Origin of the sequence: Thermoanaerobaculum aquaticum, assembly GCF_000687145.1 — a bacterium.
GTDB lineage: Bacteria > Acidobacteriota > Thermoanaerobaculia > Thermoanaerobaculales > Thermoanaerobaculaceae > Thermoanaerobaculum > Thermoanaerobaculum aquaticum.
The window spans coordinates 57,315-76,640 of the sequence record NZ_JMFG01000008.1; the positions used below are offsets into that span (position 1 = coordinate 57,315).

General features: G+C 63.7%; 16 protein-coding genes. 10 read left to right on the plus strand and 6 right to left on the minus strand.

Going from position 1 to position 19,326, the window contains the following annotated elements; translation table 11 throughout:
- Positions 1 to 22: 22 nt before the first annotated feature.
- Together EG19_RS03485 and EG19_RS03490 are read left to right on the plus strand one after the other, a co-directional pair.
- Positions 23 to 2,776, plus strand: a complete 2,754-nt coding sequence (locus EG19_RS03485; protein ID WP_038047557.1) for a ligand-binding sensor domain-containing protein — start codon at positions 23 to 25, stop codon at positions 2,774 to 2,776.
- A gap of 72 nt (positions 2,777 to 2,848) precedes the next feature.
- Positions 2,849 to 3,121, plus strand: coding sequence for a PspC domain-containing protein (locus EG19_RS03490; protein WP_200867109.1), 273 nt, complete (start codon positions 2,849 to 2,851; stop codon positions 3,119 to 3,121).
- Here the strand turns inward: EG19_RS03490 and EG19_RS03495 are convergent, their stop codons facing one another.
- Genes EG19_RS03495 through sucC form a run of 4 tightly spaced genes read right to left on the minus strand, consistent with a single transcriptional unit; the run spans position 3,122 to position 7,339 of the window.
- Positions 3,122 to 4,807, minus strand: coding sequence for a WD40 repeat domain-containing protein (locus tag EG19_RS03495; protein ID WP_038047559.1), 1,686 nt, complete (start codon positions 4,805 to 4,807; stop codon positions 3,122 to 3,124).
- 54 nt (positions 4,808 to 4,861) lie between these two features.
- Positions 4,862 to 5,284 carry a nucleoside-diphosphate kinase gene (ndk, locus tag EG19_RS03500; RefSeq protein ID WP_038047566.1) on the minus strand — a complete coding sequence of 141 codons (423 nt, stop codon included), beginning with the start codon at positions 5,282 to 5,284 and terminating at the stop codon, positions 4,862 to 4,864.
- Between the two features lie 11 nt (positions 5,285 to 5,295).
- Positions 5,296 to 6,171, minus strand: a complete 876-nt coding sequence (sucD, locus tag EG19_RS03505; protein WP_038047569.1) for a succinate--CoA ligase subunit alpha — start codon at positions 6,169 to 6,171, stop codon at positions 5,296 to 5,298.
- 10 nt (positions 6,172 to 6,181) lie between these two features.
- Positions 6,182 to 7,339, minus strand: a complete 1,158-nt coding sequence (gene sucC, locus EG19_RS03510) for an ADP-forming succinate--CoA ligase subunit beta (RefSeq protein WP_038047570.1) — start codon at positions 7,337 to 7,339, stop codon at positions 6,182 to 6,184.
- A 322-nt stretch (positions 7,340 to 7,661) separates the two neighbouring features.
- On the opposite strand from sucC, the gene EG19_RS03515 reads away from it, so the two are divergent.
- Together EG19_RS03515 and EG19_RS03520 are read left to right on the plus strand one after the other, a co-directional pair.
- The gene (locus tag EG19_RS03515) at positions 7,662 to 8,456 is read left to right on the plus strand and encodes a sulfite exporter TauE/SafE family protein (protein ID WP_200867110.1); all 795 of its coding nucleotides are present in this window, start codon (positions 7,662 to 7,664) and stop codon (positions 8,454 to 8,456) included.
- Between the two features lie 171 nt (positions 8,457 to 8,627).
- Positions 8,628 to 11,108, plus strand: coding sequence for a serine/threonine-protein kinase (locus EG19_RS03520; protein WP_152543891.1), 2,481 nt, complete (start codon positions 8,628 to 8,630; stop codon positions 11,106 to 11,108).
- Here the strand turns inward: EG19_RS03520 and EG19_RS03525 are convergent.
- Entirely contained in the window at positions 11,105 to 12,331 is a 1,227-nt protein-coding gene (locus tag EG19_RS03525; protein ID WP_053334832.1) for a hypothetical protein, read from the minus strand. The genes EG19_RS03520 and EG19_RS03525 overlap by 4 nt on opposite strands.
- Positions 12,332 to 13,111 (minus strand): enoyl-CoA hydratase/isomerase family protein, encoded by a 780-nt coding sequence (locus EG19_RS03530; RefSeq protein WP_038047573.1) that lies wholly within the window; start codon positions 13,109 to 13,111, stop codon positions 12,332 to 12,334.
- 119 nt (positions 13,112 to 13,230) lie between these two features.
- Here EG19_RS03530 and EG19_RS03535 point away from each other — a divergent pair, with 119 nt between their 5' ends.
- The 6 genes from EG19_RS03535 to EG19_RS03560 are packed head-to-tail and all read left to right on the plus strand — an operon-like array spanning position 13,231 to position 19,276.
- Positions 13,231 to 13,443, plus strand: coding sequence for a hypothetical protein (locus EG19_RS03535; RefSeq protein WP_038047575.1), 213 nt, complete (start codon positions 13,231 to 13,233; stop codon positions 13,441 to 13,443).
- 3 nt (positions 13,444 to 13,446) lie between these two features.
- On the plus strand, positions 13,447 to 14,091 hold the full coding sequence (gene pdo / locus EG19_RS03540; RefSeq protein ID WP_038047577.1) for a protein disulfide oxidoreductase: 645 nt from the start codon (positions 13,447 to 13,449) through the stop codon (positions 14,089 to 14,091).
- Between the two features lie 30 nt (positions 14,092 to 14,121).
- A complete protein-coding gene (locus EG19_RS03545; protein ID WP_038047579.1) occupies positions 14,122 to 15,240 on the plus strand; it encodes a tetratricopeptide repeat protein in 1,119 nt (372 codons plus the stop codon).
- A 42-nt stretch (positions 15,241 to 15,282) separates the two neighbouring features.
- Positions 15,283 to 16,560, plus strand: coding sequence for a PP2C family protein-serine/threonine phosphatase (locus EG19_RS03550; protein ID WP_038047581.1), 1,278 nt, complete (start codon positions 15,283 to 15,285; stop codon positions 16,558 to 16,560).
- Entirely contained in the window at positions 16,560 to 17,252 is a 693-nt protein-coding gene (locus EG19_RS03555; RefSeq protein WP_038047583.1) for an LbetaH domain-containing protein, read from the plus strand. The genes EG19_RS03550 and EG19_RS03555 overlap by 1 nt, the downstream gene beginning before the upstream one ends.
- A 47-nt stretch (positions 17,253 to 17,299) precedes the next feature.
- Positions 17,300 to 19,276, plus strand: a complete 1,977-nt coding sequence (locus EG19_RS03560; protein ID WP_038047585.1) for a FecR family protein — start codon at positions 17,300 to 17,302, stop codon at positions 19,274 to 19,276.
- The last annotated feature ends 50 nt before the right edge of the window (positions 19,277 to 19,326 follow it).

Here is a 19,326-nt window from a genome sequence, read left to right on the forward strand (position 1 = left end):
AGGACAGGCGATCGGTGAGCGATTGAACTTTTCCCTGTACACCAACACCGAGGGCCTGCCGCAGCGACAGGTGCTGGCTGTTACCCGGGACGAGCAGGGCTACCTGTGGGTGGGCACCTACGGCGGGCTTTCCCGCTTCAACGGCCGCAGCTTCCTCACCCTACGAACCCACCATGGCCTTTCGTCCAACGGCATCCAAGATATCGTGGCAGTGGGTAGCGGCCGGCTTTGGGTGGGCACCTCCGGTGGCGGCGTGTGCCTGGTGGAAGCCCTCAGGGCTACCCGCTGCTTTCACGCTCCAAACACGCTGACCTCCGAGGACGTCCTGGATTTGGAAATGGACGGCGAAGAGAGCGTGTGGGTGGGGGGCTTTGACGGGGTCACGCGGCTTTTTGCGGACGGCTCAAGCCAAAAGTTTGGCGATGCCGACGGTAAGGTCCTCCGTAACGTTTGGAGCATCAAAAAGGTTGGGCAACGAATCATCGTGGGCTTTTCCGGGGGTCTGGCGGAAATCCGCGGCGACCGCGCCCACCTCCTTCCGGTGCAAGTGTCCGATGGGGGCGTCCGCGCGCTGCTCCCCACCCAGCGGTGGCTTTACGTAGGTTGCGAGCGCGGCCTTTTCCGGCTGCCGGCCAGCCTCGAAGCGCCACAACCGGAGCTTCTGGTGCCGAACATCACGGTGCAAGACCTCTCCGGTGGCGAAGACAACGTGTGGGCCGCGACACGCACCGGCCTCCTCCACTGGGATGGCCAGACGCTCCGCACGTTGACAACCAAAAACGGCCTGCCCACGGAGGTGGTGCACCGGGTCCTCTTGGACCACGAAGGCATCCTGTGGATGGGGACCGAAGAGGGGCTCGGCAAGCTGGTCCCGGGACCTTTCTTGACCTTCACCACAGCTGATGGCCTTCCCCACAACTTCGTGCGGGCCATTGCCGAGGATGCCAAGGGGCGGCTGGTGGTGGGCACCCGAAACGGACTGGCGGTAGGCGAAAGGGACGGTTCCCTTCCACGTTTCCATTCGGTTTTTACAGAACGGCGGGTTTACTCGATCCTTCCGCACCCCAGCGGGGATCTATGGGTTGCTACCAACGGTGGCGTCGTTCAGCTCCGCAACGACCAAACTGCACGCATTTGGCAGGAAAAGGATGGGCTTCCCGATCGCTTCACCTTTGCTTTGGCGTACGATGCCACCACCGACGAGCTTTGGTTGGGGACCTGGTCGGGGACCGCCTGCCTCAAACAGGGAAAGCTGGTCTCGCTGCCGCCGCCGTTGGCCTCCGCTCGCCCCCTTTCCATGCACGTGGACCAGCGCGGGCGGCTCTGGATTGGGTTGCGGGACGGCAAGGTGTTGGTGCGCGAACGAAACGGCAATACGAAGGTGCTGGGGGCAGCCGAGGGTTTTTCTGACCAGGTGGTGTGGTCCATTGCCTCCGACGAGCAAGGGGTCTGGCTGGGAACCAACGGGGACGGGGCCTTTTACGTGAGCGACCACGGCATCAGCCGATGGGACACCAGCAAGGGGTTAGTTGACGACTTTGTCTGGCAGGTGCTGCCCGACAAGAAAGGGCGGGTTTGGTTTTTCACCTCCCAGGGGCTCGATCGCTTGGAAGCTGGAAACATCAGGCACTTTGGCGCCCACGACGGCCTTCCGGACCTGGAGGGTTCGGCCAACGCCTGCTGGCAGGACTCCCGCGGCAACCTCTGGTTTGGTACCGGCTCGGGGCTGGTGCGCTACGACCCGCAGGCGGAAAACAAAGCCCTGGCCCCGCCTCAGGTGTTGTTGGAATCCGCGACCTTTGGAAACGGGGTTGCTGTTCAGCCGGGCATGCAACTCCCCTCCACCCACGGACGGGTGGTTTTTTCCGTGGTTTCCCTGGCGCTCCGCAACGAAAAAGCCCTCCGTTACAGCTACCGCTTGCTTCCGGCCCAGCCCTCCTGGTCGCCGCCCCAAGCCCAGGGGGAGATCGCCTTTGCCGCCCTGGGACCCGGCAGCTACCGCTTTGAGGCGGTGGCGCTGGACGCCGACGGTCAGCGCTCCGAAACCCCCGTGGCCTTTGAGTTTTCCGTGGCTCGCCCCTGGTGGCAAAGCCCCCTCTTCTTGATGGCCTTGGTCCTGCTGGCGGTAGGGCTCACCGTGGCCTACTCCCGCTGGCGGCTGGCCCGGGTGCAGGCCCGCGCCCGGGAGCTTGAACGGCTGGTGAACGAACGCACCCGGGAGCTGGCGGAAAAAGCCCTGGAGCTGGCCCGTTTGGCTGAAACCGATGAGCTCACCGGCCTTCCTAACCGCCGGAAGTTCTTTGAAACGCTGCGTTCTGAACTGCAGAGGCTCTGGCGGGCCCCCCAGGAAACCCGCCTGGCCCTGCTGCTGGTGGACCTGGACAACTTCAAGGACATCAACGACACCCTGGGCCACAGCGCCGGGGATTTGGTGCTTAAAGCGGTGGGCGCGGCTCTGGCCGCTTCGGTGCGCACCACCGACACCGTGGCTCGCATCGGCGGCGACGAGTTCGCCGTGATTTTGCCCATGACCGATCGCTTAGGTGCGGCAGTGGTGGCGCGCAAGGTCCTGGACGCTGTGGGCGGGGTGCGGGTTGATTTCGCCGGCCGCACCTTGAGCGTCACCGCCACGGCCGGCCTGGCGGTGGTGGCCCCAACGGCGGCGTTTGCCGAGGAGGAAATCACCCGCCTGGTGCAGCGGGCCGACGTGGCCCTTTACGCCGCCAAGCGACGGGGTGGCAACATCTTCCTGGAAGACACGGAGACCTTAGCGTAGCCGCTGGCCAACTACAGTCCATGAACCCCAAAGCAGCACCTTGCGTTATTGACAAGCGAGGAGGGCATGAGCATGGCGATGGCATGTCGGGCTTGCGGGCGGGAAATCCCGGAGGGCAGCACGTACTGCAACTTCTGCGGGGCCGCACAGGCGTTGGGCTTCCGCAAGCTCTTCCGCTCGTCTACGGAACGTCAGCTCCTGGGGGTATGCGGAGGGTTCGCCGAGTACTGGGAGCTGGATCCCACGGTCATCCGCGTGGCGTACGCCGTGCTGACGTTTCTTACCGGCGTTCTTCCCGGTGTTCTGCTTTACTTCGTGCTGGCCCTCATCATGCCCAAGCGGTAATTAGGGCCGCCCTGGGTTTTTTGGCGCTGGCCTCAGGACCTTTCGGGGCTGTGCCGGCAGGATTGAAGCGAAGCTCAGCCGGTTGTTTTCGAGGCTTTGCTCTGCGGTACTGGTGGAAACCAGAGCAAACCCCTGTCGCAACGCCAAAAGGCTTCCGCGAAGGACAAAGTCCAGACTCACCTTGCTGCCCGGCTCCAGGGTTCCCAACTGGCACCACGCTCTGTTTTTCGTTCCCGAAGTCTCGCAGGAAAAGCCGCTGGGAACGCTTTGAACTACCCCTCCGCCCCCGGCCAAAACCTCGATTTGGCTTTCGAAAGCCGGAGCTTCGCCCTGGTTTTTGACCCGCAGGGAAACCACCACAGAGTGGGCGCCCAGCTCCTCATCGAAGCTGGCCTGGCCCTCCAGGGCCAGGTCTGCCGCCGGGCTACTGCGGGCCGTGCAGCGGAGCTCCCGCTCGGGAAGCTCACCCCCGTGGGGCGTCACTGTCCAATACACCGGGTACAGCTCCTCGGTGGAAAAGGCCAATGAAAACGATTGCAGTTGTTCCTGAGCATCCGCCAGCCCGAGCTGCGCTGCGGTGAGCCCGCGACACTCCCAAAAATCCTCTCGCCGGCCGGCGCTTCTCACCATGAAAAGCTCCCTGGACACGGAAGTAGCGTCGGTTCCCGCCAGCAGCACGGTGCCATCGGGAAATGGGGCGACCCCCGCAGGCCAAACCCCGCGGCCCCCGCGATAGCCCAGGGCGGAAAGCCCGGAAAGGTCCCAGGGAAGCTGAAGCATCAGCGCCTCCCCGTAAGCCAAGCCCTGCTGCGCTGCTACCAGCCAGCCCGACCCGGCTGCCGCCGCGTATCCCCACAATCCCTCGTCGCCAACCACCTTCTTTTGCGCCACTAACTGCCCTTCCCCGTCAACCGTGGCCAACCATAGATCGGTCGGGCTTTCCCGGTGTTCCAGCGTCCCTACCAAAAGCCACCGTCCTTGCGGGCCAAAGCTGCAAACATCCAGCGTCCTCCCGGCGGGCAGGCGAACGGTCCATCGGGGCTGGCCCTGGGGGTCCCAGAGGCTTGCGAAACCGTAGCGGGATTCGCCCTCCCCGACCGAACCCACCACCAGAAGCGATCCATCCGGCGCTGAACACACGTCGTTGAGCCGCGCCAAAGGCAGGGAAAGCACCCGTACCCACTCCAGCTCGCCCGAAGCGCTCACCCGCGCTACTGCGGGCCCTGCCAGCTGCGAACGGTCCTGGCGGTTAAAGCTTACGTAGAACCCACCTTGGGGCGCCGGGGCCAGCCGTACCGGTTCATGGCCCCAGGTCACCCGGGCTTGCCAAAGGAAGTTTCCCGCCCCATCGAGCTTGGCCACAAAGGCGCCGCCGTAATCGTGAGGCCAAAAGTCCGCACCCCCTGCCACCACCCAGCCATCCTCCTGCGGAAGCGCCCGCTCCAAGGACCCGGTTCCATCGGTCACCAGCGTCCATTGCGGCTCACCTTGGGCAGACACCAAAACCGCCAGCGGCCACCCCTCAACTTTTCCAAGCAGCAACGCCTCCCCGGCGGGGTTTACCGACAAACCGGAAGCTTCAGCCCATTGCCCTCCGGGAAAGCTCAGGGTTTGCACGTACAGCTCCTGGCCTGGCAGCCCCGATGCGACCGCACCCAGGACCAGAGCCAACCAGTGGTTCTTCATCGCGGAAGCCCTCCCACGCAATGTACGGTGGGAAAAGCCCGCGCGTTGGGTAGCCTAGGCTTCCACGAGCTCGTGGGTGGAGAAGAAGAAGCCCACCTCGATTTTGGCGTTTTCGGGGGAATCCGAGCCGTGGATGGCGTTGCGCTCAATGGAGGAACCGTACAAAGCCCGGATGGTGCCCGGCGCCGCTTTGGCGGGGTCGGTAGCCCCCATCACTTCCCGCAAGTACGCCACGGCGTTGTCCCGCTCCAGGGCCATCACCCACACCGGCCCCGAGGTCATAAACGCCACCAGCGAGCTGTAAAACGGCCGCTCCCGGTGCACTTCGTAGAACTTTTTGGCTTGCGCTTCCGTAAGCCGCAAGCGCTTGACCCCCAAGATGGCGAAACCTTCCCGCTCCAAACGGTCAATGATGGCTCCCACGTGGCCAGCAGCCACCGCATCGGGCTTGATGATCGTCAACGTGCGCTCCACCATGCTCCCCCCTTTTACGCTCGGCCTAAAACTTTGGCCATGGTGATACCTATTTCCGCCGGCGTGGGCACCACGTGGATGCCCGCCGCTTGCAGGGCTTCCATTTTTTCCTTGGCGGTGCCCTTGCCTCCGGAAATGATGGCGCCGGCATGGCCCATACGCCGCCCCGGAGGTGCCGTTTGTCCGGCGATAAATGCCACAACTGGCTTGGAAAAATGGGCCTTGACGTATTCAGCCGCTTCTTCTTCGGCGGTGCCGCCAATTTCGCCAATGAGCACCACCGCTTCGGTTTGCGGGTCGTCTTTAAACGCTGCCAGTACGTCCACGAAGGTGGTCCCGGGTACCGGATCGCCGCCAATCCCCACGCAGGTGGACTGGCCCAGCCCCAACTTGGTGAGCTGGTCCACCGCTTCGTAAGTCAGGGTTCCCGAGCGGGAAACCACGCCAATGCTGCCTTCCCGGTGAATGTGCGCCGGCATGATCCCCAGCTTGGCTTTCCCCGGCGAGATGATGCCGGGGCAGTTGGGACCGATGAGCCGCACCTTGCTTCCGGAAAGCGCCTGCTTCACCAGCACCTCATCCCGGGCGGGGATGCCCTCGGTAATGCAAACGATGAGCTCAATGCCGGCATCGGCCGCTTCCAAAATGGCGTCGGCGGCCAAAAGCGGCGGCACGAAGATCAAGGAAGCGTTGCAGTTGGTGGCCTTTTTGGCCTCGGCCACGGTGTTGAACACCGGAACCCCGTCCACCTCCTGGCCGCCCTTGCCGGGGGTGACACCGGCCACGATTTGGGTGCCGTACTCGCGGCAGCGAGCGGCGTGGAACTGCCCCTCTTTCCCGGTAAGACCCTGCACCACAACGCGCGTGTTTTGATCCACCCAAATGGCCATACAAGCCTCCCTATCCCGCCAACGCCACCACTTTTTGTGCGGCTTCCGCCATGGTGCTCGCCGGATGCAAAGGCAAACCGGAGCTTGCCAGGATTTCCTTGCCGGCCTCCACGTTGGTGCCTTCCAAACGCACGACGATGGGCAGCTTCACGTCGAGGTTTTTGGCGGCGGCCACCACGCCGGCAGCAATCATGTCGCAGCGGACGATGCCGCCAAAGATGTTGATAAGCACCGCCTTGACGTTGGGATCCGAAAGCAAGATGCGAAACGCGTTTTCCACCCTTTCCTGGCTGGCACCGCCACCCACGTCCAGGAAGTTGGCCGGGTTGCCACCGTAGTGTTTGATGATGTCCATGGTGGCCATGGCCAGCCCGGCGCCGTTCACCATGCAGCCGATGGTGCCGTCCAGCTTGATGTAGTTCAAATCGTACTTGGAGGCCTCCACCTCGAAGGGGTCCTCCTCGTCCACATCGCGCATGGCGGCAATATCGGGGTGCCGGGAAAGGGCGTTGTCATCAAAGTTCATCTTGGCGTCGAGAGCCAAAACCCGCCCATCCTCGGTGATCAAAAGCGGGTTGATTTCCGCCAGTGAAGCGTCGGTTTCGTTGTAAGCGCGGGAAAGCGCCTGGGAAAACGTCACAAACTCCTTAAAGGTGTTGCCTGAAAGACCCAGGGCAAATCCCAGCTTGCGAGCCTGGAACGGGCGCAATCCCAAGACCGGATCAAAGTGTTCCTTGAGGATGGCCTCAGGGTGTTCTTTCGCCACCTCCTCGATTTCCATACCCCCAAAAGCGGAGGCCATCATCACCGGCAAACCGCGGCTGCGGTCCAAAACCACGCCAAGGTAAAGCTCCCGGTCAATGGGAAGCGCCTCCTCCACCAGCACCTTCCGCACCAGCTTGCCTTCCGGGCCGGTTTGCACCGAAACCAGCTTCATCCCCAGGATCTGCGAGGCCACCTGGAAAGCTTCCTCCGGGGAATTGGCCAGCTTCACGCCCCCCGCCTTCCCTCGCCCACCGGCGTGGACCTGGGCCTTCACCACCACGCGGCCACCCAGCTCCTGGGCGATGCTCTTGGCCTCTTCCGGAGTGGTCGCCAGCCGTCCCCGGGGAACCGCCACCCCGTAACGCGCCAGGATTTCCTTAGCTTGGTATTCATGAACCTTCATGGGTGCCTCCAGAAAGGCTCGACGTTGAGTCGAGCTTGTGGATTGTGCACGAAATCACGTTCCCTTGCAAGGTGCCGGCTTTTTCTGGTTTGAAGGGCCAAACTACGGCAGGCAACGCAAGGGGGCACACGGTTTTTTCGTTGGACGGCGGATACAATGGCGCGCGAGTTCGGGGGTACGGGTGGAAAAGCCGCCGGTCCCCCCAGATCGCCAGTGAATTTAGAAGGAGAATCAAAGCGCCATGCCAGGACCCCAGTGTTGGTTCTCGCGGTCACCGCGGCACCCTAGCCTGCTTCCCCTGGGGATTCTGGGAGGCGCCGCCGTGCTGCTTTCCTCCTGCTCACTGGCCACCTCGGCAAGCACATCCCCCTGGTTCAGCTTTCTGCTTTTTGCTTTGGTGGGTTTTATTGCTCAGCTCATTGATGGAGCTTTGGGCATGGCCTACGGGGTGAGCTCCAACAGCCTTCTTTTGAGCCTCGGGGTACCCCCTGCTGCGGCCTCCGCCAGCGTCCATACCGCGGAGGTGGTGGTGACCGGGATTTCCGGGGCCTCCCACTGGAAACTGGGAAACCTCGATCGGGAGCTGGTCAAGCGCTTGCTGGTGCCCGGGGTTCTGGGTGGTGTTTTGGGAGCCTACGCCCTCACCTCGGTGAACGGCGAGAAGATCAAGCCTTTTATTGCCGCGTACCTCCTGCTCATGGGGCTGCGCATCGTGCTCAAAGCTCGCAACCACCGAGGGCAGCACCGGCGCGCCTACCGTCACACCAGCCTTTTGGGTTTTTTCGGTGGCTTTTTAGACGCCATGGGCGGCGGGGGCTGGGGCCCCATCGTCACCACCACGCTTGTGGCCAGGGGCAATCATCCTCGCTACGCCATTGGCTCGGTGAACTTTTCGGAGTTTTTTGTGACGCTGGCGCAAACCGCCACGTTCATCGTTAGCTTGAGCTACGCCGAACACTGGCGGGTGATTGCCGGTCTAACCCTCGGGGGCATGATCGCAGCGCCGCTGGCGGCCCGGATGACCAGGAAGCTGCCTGCAAAGCCCCTCATGATCCTCGTCGGCTCGCTCATCGTGGCTCTCTCGCTGCGAACGCTTTGGGTCAGCCTGGCGCGGTAAGCTCTGCCCGCAAGAAACCGGAAGGCAATCGGCGTTGCGTGGCCCGGCCCGCGAACCAGGGGCGGGCTTGGGGCCGGCAAAAACCGTGCTTAAATCCTATAAGCGGAACGCGCTACCTACGCAGTTCAAAAAGCGTTGGCCAAACGATACCCAAGGCCCTACTATGTTCCTGTGAACCCGGGAACGGTGGTTGGTCACTTCCGCTTGCAAGCTCTCCTGGGGCGTGGCGGCATGGGGGAGGTTTGGCGAGCCAAGGACCTGGTTTTAGGCCGGGAGGTAGCTTTAAAGTTTTTGCCCGACAAGCTCCTCCACGACCAAGATGCGGTGACGCGGTTTCGTCGTGAAGCGCGGGCGCTAGCGGTGATCAACCACCCTGGGGTGGCTGCGGTTTACGAGCTGGAGGAAATCCCAAACCCGGAAGCCCCCGAGCAGCCAATTCGCATCATCGTCATGGAGCTTGTGAAAGGCGAGAGCCTGGACCGCATGGTGGCCCGGGGACCGCTGCCCCTGGAAAGGGTCGTTCCCTTAGCTGAACAGCTGGCTGCGGCGCTCCAAGCGGCGCACGCCGAAGGCGTTGTTCACCGAGACCTTAAGCCCTCCAACGTAATGGTGGACCAAGCAGGCCACGTCAAGATTTTGGACTTTGGCTTGGCTCGCTTTAAGCCCATGGTCCGCCCAGGGGATCACGACCGCACCTGGGAGCAGTCCGACTCAGGCGTGGCGGTGGGAACGGCGGCCTACATGCCGCCGGAGCAAATTCTCGGGCAGGAAGCCGACGAAAAAAGCGACGTCTGGGCCTTTGGTTGCACCGTGGCCGAAATGCTGTGCGGACACCCCCTGGTGCAAGGGGCCAACATCCCGGAAATTGTGGGCCAAGTGCTCAAGGGGCAGCTCAACTGGAGTGCCCTTCCCAGGGGCGTGCCAAGGCCACTGCGGAGGCTTCTGCAGGCCTGCTGCTCCCTCGAAAAGGAAAAGCGGCCTTCAACCCAGGACATCATTGCCACCTTGCGACGCTTGCAGCAGCGGCGCCAGGTGCGGCTTCGGGCGCTGGCGGCGGTGGCGGTTTTGGCGTTGGGGGTTTTGGCCAGTCGGTTGCTTTGGCCCCCAAAACAAGCTTCCCTGTTGGACCCGGACCGCCGCCTCACCGTAAGCGTGAGCTGGAATCCGAAGGAGCCTTCCCTGGCCACCATGGCTCAGGCCCTGGAGCGAGAAGTTGCCAAGGTGAGCTGGCTTTCCCTGGCCGCACCCCCAGAGGTTGGGGTGCTCCTCAGCTTGGAGCAAAAAAACGGGGCGGTGGCGCTTTCGGCGGAGAGCCAGGAGGGCCGCCACCGGCGCCGGCTGGCCCGCTGGGAAGCTGAACCGGGCACCTTCGAGATGGGCGTGCTGCCTCAGGTCATGAATGTGCTGGAACGGGAGCACATTCGCCGGGACTTGGCCAGCGATGACGCGTTTTTTGGCTTTCTCGTGGAACGGACGAGCGACAGCGGAGCCGCCCGCAATTTCCGGGATGCGCTCAGGCTTTACGAGCGCACGCGTTATCGGGAGGCCCGGGAGAAGCTCTCTGCGTCTTTGAAGGCCGATCCCCAGTTCTGGCCGGCATCGCTGTTTTTGGCCCTGGTGGCCAAGGGCACCGGCGATTTTGCTGAAGCTCCGCGCCGTTTAGCTGAAGCCCACAGCTTGTGCCCCCGGCCTTCCAGCACCGAGGCCGTGATCCTGGAAGCGGCGGACGCTTTAGTTTTCGAAGATCACAAGCGACAGGGGGAGGCTCTTACCAAGGCGCTGGCGCTATTTCCGGACTCCGGCTACCTGCTGTACCGCCTGGCGTTGCTGTACCGGCTGGAGGATCGGCCGGAAAAGGCCATCCCTTTGGCCAAGAAACTCATCAGGCAAGGTTGGCGCCCCGATTTCAGCCCCACCTGGGAGCTTTTGGCCCACTGCCAGTTGCAGGCCGACCAGGCCAAAGACGCCTTAGAAACCTGCTCCGAAGGGCAACGGCGTTTCCCCACCCGCTACCGCCACTGGCTTTACGCGGCCTTTGCTTACCACCGGTTAGGGGAGGAAAGCCAAGCGCGGGCGACCCTCGAAGAGGCGCTCCGCAAGTATCTGGATTACTCCACGGCTCCGCGACTGACCGCCTATCAGTTCGGCCAGTACTGGGCTTCGCTTTTGCGCTGGGAGGAAAAGCGTCGCGAGCTCTGGCAGCAGGTGCTAGCGGAAGCGGAAAGGCTTTTGAAGGAGGACCCCAACGATAGCGAGGCGTTGCAGGCCAAAGGGGACGCGCTTACGGCTTTGGGCAAGCCGGAAGAAGCGCTGGCGGTGTTAAGCACCTTGGCCCAAAGCGAAGGGGCCGGTGCCTACACGTTCATTGGCCTTGCCCGCGCTCACGCGGCTTTGGGCAACCGGGAAAAGGCGCAGCAAGCCTTAGCCCAAGCCGAAAAGCTCTGGCGGGAGGGAAGCGAGGTGGCCCGGGGAACGCTGGCCTATAACATTGCCGCGGCCTGGGCCGTTATGGGCGAGCGGGAAAAAGCAACCCTCTGGCTTGCCCGTAGCAAGGACCTTTACGGCTTCGACCGCTTGGACCTGCGTCTGGATCCCGATTTCGACCCCCTCCGCCAGGCCGGCTTGCTCCGCCAGTTCGAAGCGCCCCGTTAAGCCTCGTCGTGAATGAGCTCGAAAACTTCCCCTTCGTCCAAGGGCTCGCGACGCTTTTTGGCTTCCGCCAGGATCTTTTTGACTCGTTCCGGTGTGGGTTTGATACCGCGGGTGAGCAGGAAGTAGCGGACGTTGGAAGCGCCGGAGAAAGGCCCAATGACCACTTCCAGCTTTTGCCCCAAAAGCGACGGGGGAAACGGGCAGTACACCACCTCCGCCCGGCGCTGGTCCCCTTTTTCCCAGGCCTTCAGGATGGCCGCGGCGTGCACACCGCTAGCCGTGGTAAAAGCATCCCGGCCTGCAACAGGCTGATAGGCAGGGATGGAAAGGCCCAAAAGCTCGGCGCCCCGGCGCACAAAGGCCACAAGGTGCTCCAGCTGGCGACGGTGGCTGCCCAACAGGTACAGGTTGAGGAGGAGTTGCTCCACCGGCGCGTTGCCGGTCCTCTCGCCAATGCCCAAAAGGCTTCCGTGCACCCGGCTGGCGCCGGCCCGGGCTGCCGCCAAGGCGCAGGCCACCGCCAACCCCCGATCGTTGTGGCCGTGCCAGTCAAGACCCACTTGCGAAAAGCCGTGATGATCCAGAATGCGGCGGGCAAAGGCGGTGAGCGCCTCGGCCCCCCAGGGACTCAGGCAACCGGTGGTATCGGCCAGACACACCCGGCTGGCGCCGGCCCGCACCACCGTCAGGATGAGGCTTTCCAAATCCTCGGGTGAGGTGCGAGAGGCATCCTCGGCCACAAAGGTCACCAAAAGCCCGTTTTTTGCGGCAAAACTCACCGCCTCAAAAGCCTTGCGCAAAAGGTGCTCCCGTGCCCAGCCTTCCACCTGCCGACGGAGGGCCGAAAACCCCAAAAACAGCATGACCTCCAGCGGCACCCCCAGGTTTTGGCTCATGCGCACCAAAGGAGTGATGTCCCGCTCCAGGGTTCGAGCGGCGCAGTTGGGGGTCAAAGGGAGCTTGGCCCGGGCTATTTCCCGCAAGAGCTCGGTGACCTCCGCTTCCACCCGGGGGCTTGCGGAGGGCATGCCCAAATCCGCCGCGCTCACACCCGCCTGCGCCGCCAGGTGCAGGTACTCCAGCTTGCCTTCCAGGGGAGGCTCGCGCACCGAGGGACCCTGGAGGCCGTCCCTCAAGGTTTCGTCGTCAACCTGCACCGCGCCCAGCGGTGGAGCGCCGGCGTCCCAGTGGAAGATCTCTTGGGGCTTTTCGAAAAAAGCCATTTAGTAACCGGGGAAGCGGGCAGGACGCTTTTCTAGAAAGGCACTCACGCCTTCCTTGAAGTCCTCGGTGCCGGCGCACAAGCCAAACAGCGCTGCTTCCATTTGCAGGCCTTCGGCCAGCGGGCCTTCAAGGCCCACGTTCACCGCTTCCAGGCATCGGCTTACCGCCGTGGGCGCTACCGCCAGGATGTCTTCCGCCAGCTTCTGGGCGATGGCCGAAAGCTCCGCCTGCGGGACCACCCGGTTAACCAACCCCCAGGAGAGGGCGGTGGCGGCGTCAATCATGGCGCCGGTGAGCAAGAGCTCCAGCGCCCGCCCTTTGCCCACAAGGCGCGGGAGCCGCTGGGTCCCCCCGTAGCCCGGGATCAAGCCGAGCTTGACCTCCGGCTGGCCGAATTTGGCGTTTTCCGCTGCCACCCGAAGGTGGCAGGCCATGGCCAGCTCCATGCCCCCACCCAAAGCAAAGCCGTTCACCGCAGCAATGACCGGTTTGGGGGCTTCTTCGATGGTGGAAAACAGCGCTTGCCCACGCCTTGCCAGGGCTTGCGCCTGGGCAGGAGAAAGGCCTTGGAACTCCGCAATGTCCGCACCGGCCACAAAGGCCTTCTCGCCGGAACCCGTGATCACCACCGCCCCCACGCTGGGCTCCGCCACTGCCTCGGCAAAAGCCCGCTCCAGCGCCGCCAGCACCTCGCGGTTTAAGGCGTTGAGCTTTTCCGGGCGGTTGATGGTGAGCCAACGAACCCTGCCGCGATCCTCCACGAGCACCACATCCGCCATAGAACCCTCCTCAAGGGCAAGATGATGCTCCTGTCTTGAACTTTGGGCAACCCCCCACCGCCAGCTTGACAGCCGCGGCGAGAGGCAATATATTACCGTTTGGTGATGGAGTTATGAATATGAAACCGCTCACGCCCGACATAACCGTTGAAGAGCTCATCGAGCAAATCCCCGAAGCACCAGGGGTACTGCGGCGCTTCGGGATCATCTGCATCCAGTGCGGTGAGCCCGTGTGGGGCACGCTTGGGGAGCTGGCCAAGGAAAAAGGCATCACCGATTTGACCGAGGTTCTCCGGGCCCTGAACGAAGCAGGAAAGACAAAGGAGGGTTAAGGCATGGCATTGCTTTCCGAAAAAGACGCCAAGAAGGTTCAAGAGATCCTGAACGCGCTTCCGGCCACGGTGGAAGTGCATTTTTTCACCCAGGAGCTGGAGTGCCAGTTTTGCCGGGAAACCGGCGAGCTGCTGCGGGAGCTGGCCGCCCTTTCGCCAAAATTGAAGCTCATGGAGCATGACTTCCTGCTGGATAAAGACGCGGCGTCGGCGTTTGGTGTAGAGATGGTGCCGGCCATCGTACCGGTGGGCCCCGCCGGGGATTTGGGGCTGCGCTTTTACGGCATTCCCGCCGGCTACGAGTTCGCCAGCCTCCTGGAAAGCTTCAAGCTGGCTGCCGGGGCCGATCCCGAGCTTGCCGACGAGACAAAGGAGTTCCTGTCTCAGCTGGCCCATGAGCTGGAGCTGGAGGTTTACGTCACCCCCACCTGCCCTTACTGCCCCGGGATGGTGGTGAACGCCTTCCGCCTGGCCGCCGCCTCGCCGAAGGTGAAAGCCGCCATGGTGGAGGCCACGGAGTTTCCCCATTTGGCCATCCGCTACCAGGTGCGGGGGGTACCGCGTACCGTCATCAACCGGGGACAGGCCTACATCGAGGGGCTGGTGCCGGAGTCCCATTTGGTGGAAACGCTCCAAAGCCTCTCCTAACGTGCAGCCCTGTCGTGGCATGATGGGAGGGTGAGAGCACTCGCCCGGGGTTTTCTGGCGGCGGCTTGCCTGATCGCCCTTTGCTGCCAAACGGCGCGGACTCCAATTTTTCTTTCCCACGAGCAGTGGGTGGAGGAGGTTCGCAAGCGAGGGGTGGATCCCAGCCGCATTCCCAACCCCTTGCAGGTCACCGACTCCATGCGGCAAGCCGCCAACCTGTGGGCGGGACCGGGCGATCCGCCGGTTCGTTTGGAGAGGCTTCAGCGGGCACTTTTCGACCCCGACCAGTTCCCGTTCACCTACTTCACCCGCGGAACCCTCACTGCCGCCGAAGCTTTTTTCCGCCGGGAAGGCAACTGCCTTTCGTTCACGAACCTCTTTGTGGCCCTGGGGCGGTCGCTGGGGATCCCGGTAACCACTGCCCTCGTCCAACGGATCATTGGCTCCGAACGGGAAGGCGATTTGATCGTGGTGAACACTCACGTGGTGGCGGTGCTGGAGTACGGTGGCGGTTTCTACACTTACGATTTCGACCGCTCGCGCCAGGTTAAGCCGGTGCGAATCAAGCCCCTGGACGACATGTGGATCACCGCGCTTTACCTCAACAACCGGGGCGCTGACGAGCTGCGGGCCGGGCACCCCGAGGTGGCGCTCCGCTTCTTCCAGGATGCGGTGGCCCTGGCTCCCACCTTTGCCCCGGCCTGGGCCAACCTGGGGGTAGCCTACCGGCGCGTGGGCGATACCCCCCAGGCGCTTTCCGCCTACCGCCGGGCCTTGGAGTTGGAACCCTCAAACCCCACGGTGCTTTCTAACCTGGCTTCCCTCTTCCGGTCCTTAGGCCGGGAGCAAGAAGCCCAGCAAGCCCTCCGCGCTGCCAACCTCGCCCAGGCTAGCCCCCACCAGCTCCTGGTGAGAGGCGACGTGGAGCTGGCCGCCGGCCGCTTTGCCGAAGCAAAAAAACTCTACCGTCGGGCCCTGCGCCTGAACCCCCAGCTGGTGGACGCTGTCCTCGCCCTGGCCCGCGCGGAGCTGGCCGAAGGGCATCTGGAAAAAGCCAAACGGCTGGTGAACAAGGCCTCCAAGTTAAGCCCTCAGGACCCGCGGGTGCAAGCTCTCAAAGAGGAGCTCGCCGGGCGTCCCAACCGGTAGTACCCTTTATAGCGCCGGGTAGCAACGAAAGGAGCGAGCAACATGCGCCAGCAAACACGCCCAGCAGTTTCCGGCCCGCCTTCGCCGAAATCCCTGTTCCGCCGCGTGGCGAAAACCCTTTCGGCCATCGAGCAGGGGGAAACGCCCCTTGCGACCATCAGGGCTGCTGCTGACCACATGATCCGCCATTTCCACAACGAACTGGGGTTAGTGGGGGGCCGCGTCTACCGCCTGGAGGGCGTCAACTATGAGCTGGTGGAGACCTTTGGGCAAACGCCCAGCGCTCCCGTGGGCGCCCGCGTGCCCATCTCCTACCCGCCCATCCAGGAGCTTTTGGAGCGAGGCCTGGTGGTCATGGACCGCAACGCCCCGGGCCTCGATCCGGCATTGGAGGACGCCCTGGGCACCGGTGAGCGCTTTGCCGCCATTGCCCTGAGCGACGGCGAGTACATCATTTCCTTCGATGTCACCCCCGGCCGGGGCAGCGACGAGGAGCTAGCCGCCTCGCTCAACATCGTCAGGCTGGCGTTGAGCCAAAAGCTACGCCAGGAACGCTTCGACGAGATCCTGCAGGATGCCCTCCGCATTCAGAACTCCATCCTGCCGAAGAGGGTTCCCGAATATCCGGGGTTTGATTTGGCCGGCGATTCCCGCCCGGCCGAAGTGGTAGGCGGCGATTTTTACGACTTCATCCCCGTTTCCCCGGAAATCTTCGACTTGGCCATTGCTGACGCTTCCGGCCACGGTTTGCCCGCAGCGTTGCAGGTTCGCGACGTGTACGTGGGCTTGCGCATGGGCCTGGCCAGGGATTTCAAGATCGTGCGCACCGTGGAGCGCCTGGCCACCATCATCAACCGCTCCAAGCTCACCTCAAAGTTTGTTTCGCTGTTCGTGGGTGAGCTGGAGTCCAACGGCAATTTGGTTTATGTGAACGCCGGTCACGTGCCGCCTTTCGTCCTCAAGAAAGACGGCAAGCTGCTCTTCCTGCGGGAAGGTGGCATGGTGCTTGGCCCATCCGACAAAGCCACCTACGTCCGGGGTTTCGTGCGACTAGAACCCGGCGATGTGCTGGTGATGTACACCGACGGCATCACCGAATGCCTCCACCACCGCACCGGCGAGGAGTTTGGGGTCGAACGCCTGGTCCGCCTGGTGCGCCGCCACCGCCACGCGCCCGCCAGCCACATTGTGAAGCTGATCTTCGATGCCACCGCCAGCTTCTCCGGCCAACCCACCCCCAGCGATGACCAGACGGTGGTGGTGGTGAAACGCACCTCCAACGCCGAGCCCTCGCCCGAAGCCAGGTATACTGCCCGCTGATGATTGCACTTACCGCCGAGCACTTCTTCGATCTTTCTGGCTTTTCCCACCGCGGGTTGTTCCCAGATAACGAGCCCGTCTGGACAGCGCTGGCCAGCGGCCTTGCGCGTTATTTGGAAAGCTGGAGCTGTTGGGAAATCCGCTCCCCGCTCCCCGAGGGGGTGCACCTGCTTTCCGGCCCGGTGTTCATAGCCGAGGACGTGGAGATCGAGCCGGGGGTGGTCATCCGCGGGCCGGTGCTCTTGGACCGCGGGTGCCGGGTGCGCACCGGCGCTTACCTGCGGGGGCCGGTGTTGTGCGGCGAAGGCGCGGTGGTGGGAGCCCACTCCGAGCTTAAGAACGCCATCCTCTTGCCGCAAGCCCACGCGCCGCACCAAAACTACGTGGGGGATTCCATCCTCGGACGGGGCGTTAACCTCGGTGCGGGAACCATCCTCTCCAACGTTAAAAACGTGGGCGGCGAAATCACGATTCCGGTGGGCGAAGAAAAGGTCCGCACCGGCCTGCGAAAGCTGGGCGCGATCCTCGGTGATGGGTGTAAGACGGGATGCAACACCGTCACCAACCCGGGGGTGCTCATGGGCCCCGGCTGCGTCACCTACCCCAACGCCACCCTTCGCTCAGGCTATTACCCGCCCAGAACCGTGGTGAAGGTTCGCCAGGTCCAGCAGCTGCTCAGGCTCGACAGCTAGCACTTGGCACGGGTATTGCATGTGCGTGAAGGCGGAGGGAGGTAGCCATGAGCACCCGCAGCCACTGGCAGCTTAAAGCCGCAAGCTTCTTGATGGTGGCTATGGTGTCCTGGGCGCAAGAGGGCGCGGATGAACTGACCTCTCTAAGCTACATCTCGTACCTTGAACGGTACGCCACCCTCAAACCCGCCACCCAAGGGGAAACCCTGGATGCGGTGGTGAACATGCCGGTGCTCCCCGGGGACCGGGTGGAAACCGCCCGCGGCGCGCGCCTGGAAATTCAACTTTCCGACGGCTCCACGGTTTGGCTCGACCAGTTCACCACCGTGGACTTTGACAGCATCGCCAAAAGCCGCGGTTATTCGGCCCCGCGCACGGCCCTCTACCTGGCCGCCGGTGGGATTGCCGTGGAGGTAGCCGCGGAAGCCGCATCGGTACGGGTGGACTCTCCCGCCGGCACCGTTTACCTTGCCCGGGGCGGCCTGTACCGCCTGCAGCTGGATGGGGACCAGCTCAAGGTGGCTGCCCACCGGGGTTCCGCAGAGCTCCCGGCAGGGATGGGCTCGGTCTTGCTACGGGCAGGTTTTGCCGCCTGGGTTGCCGACAACGAGGAGCTCCAGCGGGTGGAATGGAGCGGCGATAGCGACGATTTCTGGCAGTGGGTCTTGGAGCGCCGCATGCCCCCCAGCCAATCCCCCACAACCCGCTACGTGCAGGGGGCTCCGCGGGCCTACGTCCTGGACACCTACGGAGAATGGGTGTACTTGACCGACCTCTCGGCCTGGGGTTGGCGGCCGCGGGTGAGCGTCACCTGGGTTCCTTACTCCTACGGCCGTTGGTACTGGACGCCCGCGGGCTGGTGTTGGGTTTCCTACGAACCGTGGGGCTGGTACCCCTACCACTACGGCTCCTGGTACTTTTCCGTAAGCTTCGGCTGGGTTTGGTTTTACGACCCAGTTTGGGCCCCGGCGTGGGTTCACTGGGTTTACACCCCCGGGTATGTGGGCTGGTGCCCCCGGGGGTATTACGACTGGTGGTGGTGGAAACAAGGGCATCATCACTACGATCGGCCGCACCGGTGGTCGGAAGTGAGCTTCGATTTTTCAGGACGGGTTCGCCTAGGGCACATTGATCACCGGCCCTGGACCTTCGTCCCCGAGGATCGCTTTACCTCATCCCATATTGAGCGGGTTCGGCTGGATCCCGGCCGGATCATCCGCTCCATCGGCGACCGCGAAGCCATCGTGCGCTCGGGGCCTCTGGTGGGACCCGCACCGCGAGACCTTGGGCGACCGGCGGAGCTCCGCGAGCTGTTCCGCGACCAGGCACCCCGGGAGGTTACAAACTACCTCCGGCGTGAGACGCGTGGTCCAGCGGATAACGACGTGTCCCCCCTGCCGTTAACGCGCACCTCAGAAGCGGTGCGTTTGGCCAGGCCTTTCCCCGTCCGCCCCTCCGACGGAGGGGATGAAGCGCGCCCACGGACCGAGCCTTCTTTCTCCCGCGGACGTCAACCCGGCGCTGATACCTCCAGGCCCTCCGGAAGGGAGCCGGACGTCACCCGGTTGCCGGACCGACGCCGGGAGCCGGAAAGGGTGGAGCAACCGGAGCGCACCTCTCGTCCCCCATCCTCCTGGCAGCCGCGGGTGCCTCGCCCCGAAGCCCCAGAGGTTCCCAGGGCTCCAAGCCGGCGGGAAAACCTCGTGCCTCGCCCCTCGCCCGATTCCTCCGAGTCCTGGCGGTGGGAACAACCCCGCTTCTCTGCCCCGGATCGCTCCGCACCGCCAGCTTCCCCCCAGCCGCGCCAGATCATCCCCAGGGAAAGCCCTCGCCTGCGGGAAATCCCCGCCGAACCCGCCCCCAGGACCCGCTCCAGCTTCCCCTCCAGCCCGCCTTCAGGGGTGAGCAGACCACAATCCCCGCCGCGAGAGAACATAGCGCCACGCAGCCCCGCAAGCAGCGCCCCGCGCTCGGAAGGCCAGGCGCCCCGCGGAAGACCCCACGCCGATCGTCCCCGGCATTGATTCGAGGTTGCCCCCAGCGGGAAGAGACGTAGTTTCGCGCACAGCCCTTC

Excerpts from the sequence above, each read along its gene's own strand:
- EG19_RS03525 (WP_053334832.1), bottom strand. The coding sequence starts at position 12,331 with ATGGCTTTTTTCGAAAAGCCCCAAGAGATCTTCCACTGGGACGCCGGC.
- EG19_RS03490 (WP_200867109.1), top strand. The coding sequence starts at position 2,849 with ATGGCGATGGCATGTCGGGCTTGCGGGCGGGAAATCCCGGAGGGCAGC.
- EG19_RS03535 (WP_038047575.1), top strand. The coding sequence starts at position 13,231 with ATGAAACCGCTCACGCCCGACATAACCGTTGAAGAGCTCATCGAGCAA.
- EG19_RS03550 (WP_038047581.1), top strand. The coding sequence starts at position 15,283 with ATGCGCCAGCAAACACGCCCAGCAGTTTCCGGCCCGCCTTCGCCGAAA.
- EG19_RS03555 (WP_038047583.1), top strand. The coding sequence starts at position 16,560 with ATGATTGCACTTACCGCCGAGCACTTCTTCGATCTTTCTGGCTTTTCC.
- pdo (WP_038047577.1), top strand. The coding sequence starts at position 13,447 with ATGGCATTGCTTTCCGAAAAAGACGCCAAGAAGGTTCAAGAGATCCTG.
- EG19_RS03495 (WP_038047559.1), bottom strand. The coding sequence starts at position 4,807 with ATGAAGAACCACTGGTTGGCTCTGGTCCTGGGTGCGGTCGCATCGGGG.
- EG19_RS03560 (WP_038047585.1), top strand. The coding sequence starts at position 17,300 with ATGAGCACCCGCAGCCACTGGCAGCTTAAAGCCGCAAGCTTCTTGATG.
- EG19_RS03530 (WP_038047573.1), bottom strand. The coding sequence starts at position 13,111 with ATGGCGGATGTGGTGCTCGTGGAGGATCGCGGCAGGGTTCGTTGGCTC.
- sucD (WP_038047569.1), bottom strand. The coding sequence starts at position 6,171 with ATGGCCATTTGGGTGGATCAAAACACGCGCGTTGTGGTGCAGGGTCTT.
- ndk (WP_038047566.1), bottom strand. The coding sequence starts at position 5,284 with ATGGTGGAGCGCACGTTGACGATCATCAAGCCCGATGCGGTGGCTGCT.
- sucC (WP_038047570.1), bottom strand. The coding sequence starts at position 7,339 with ATGAAGGTTCATGAATACCAAGCTAAGGAAATCCTGGCGCGTTACGGG.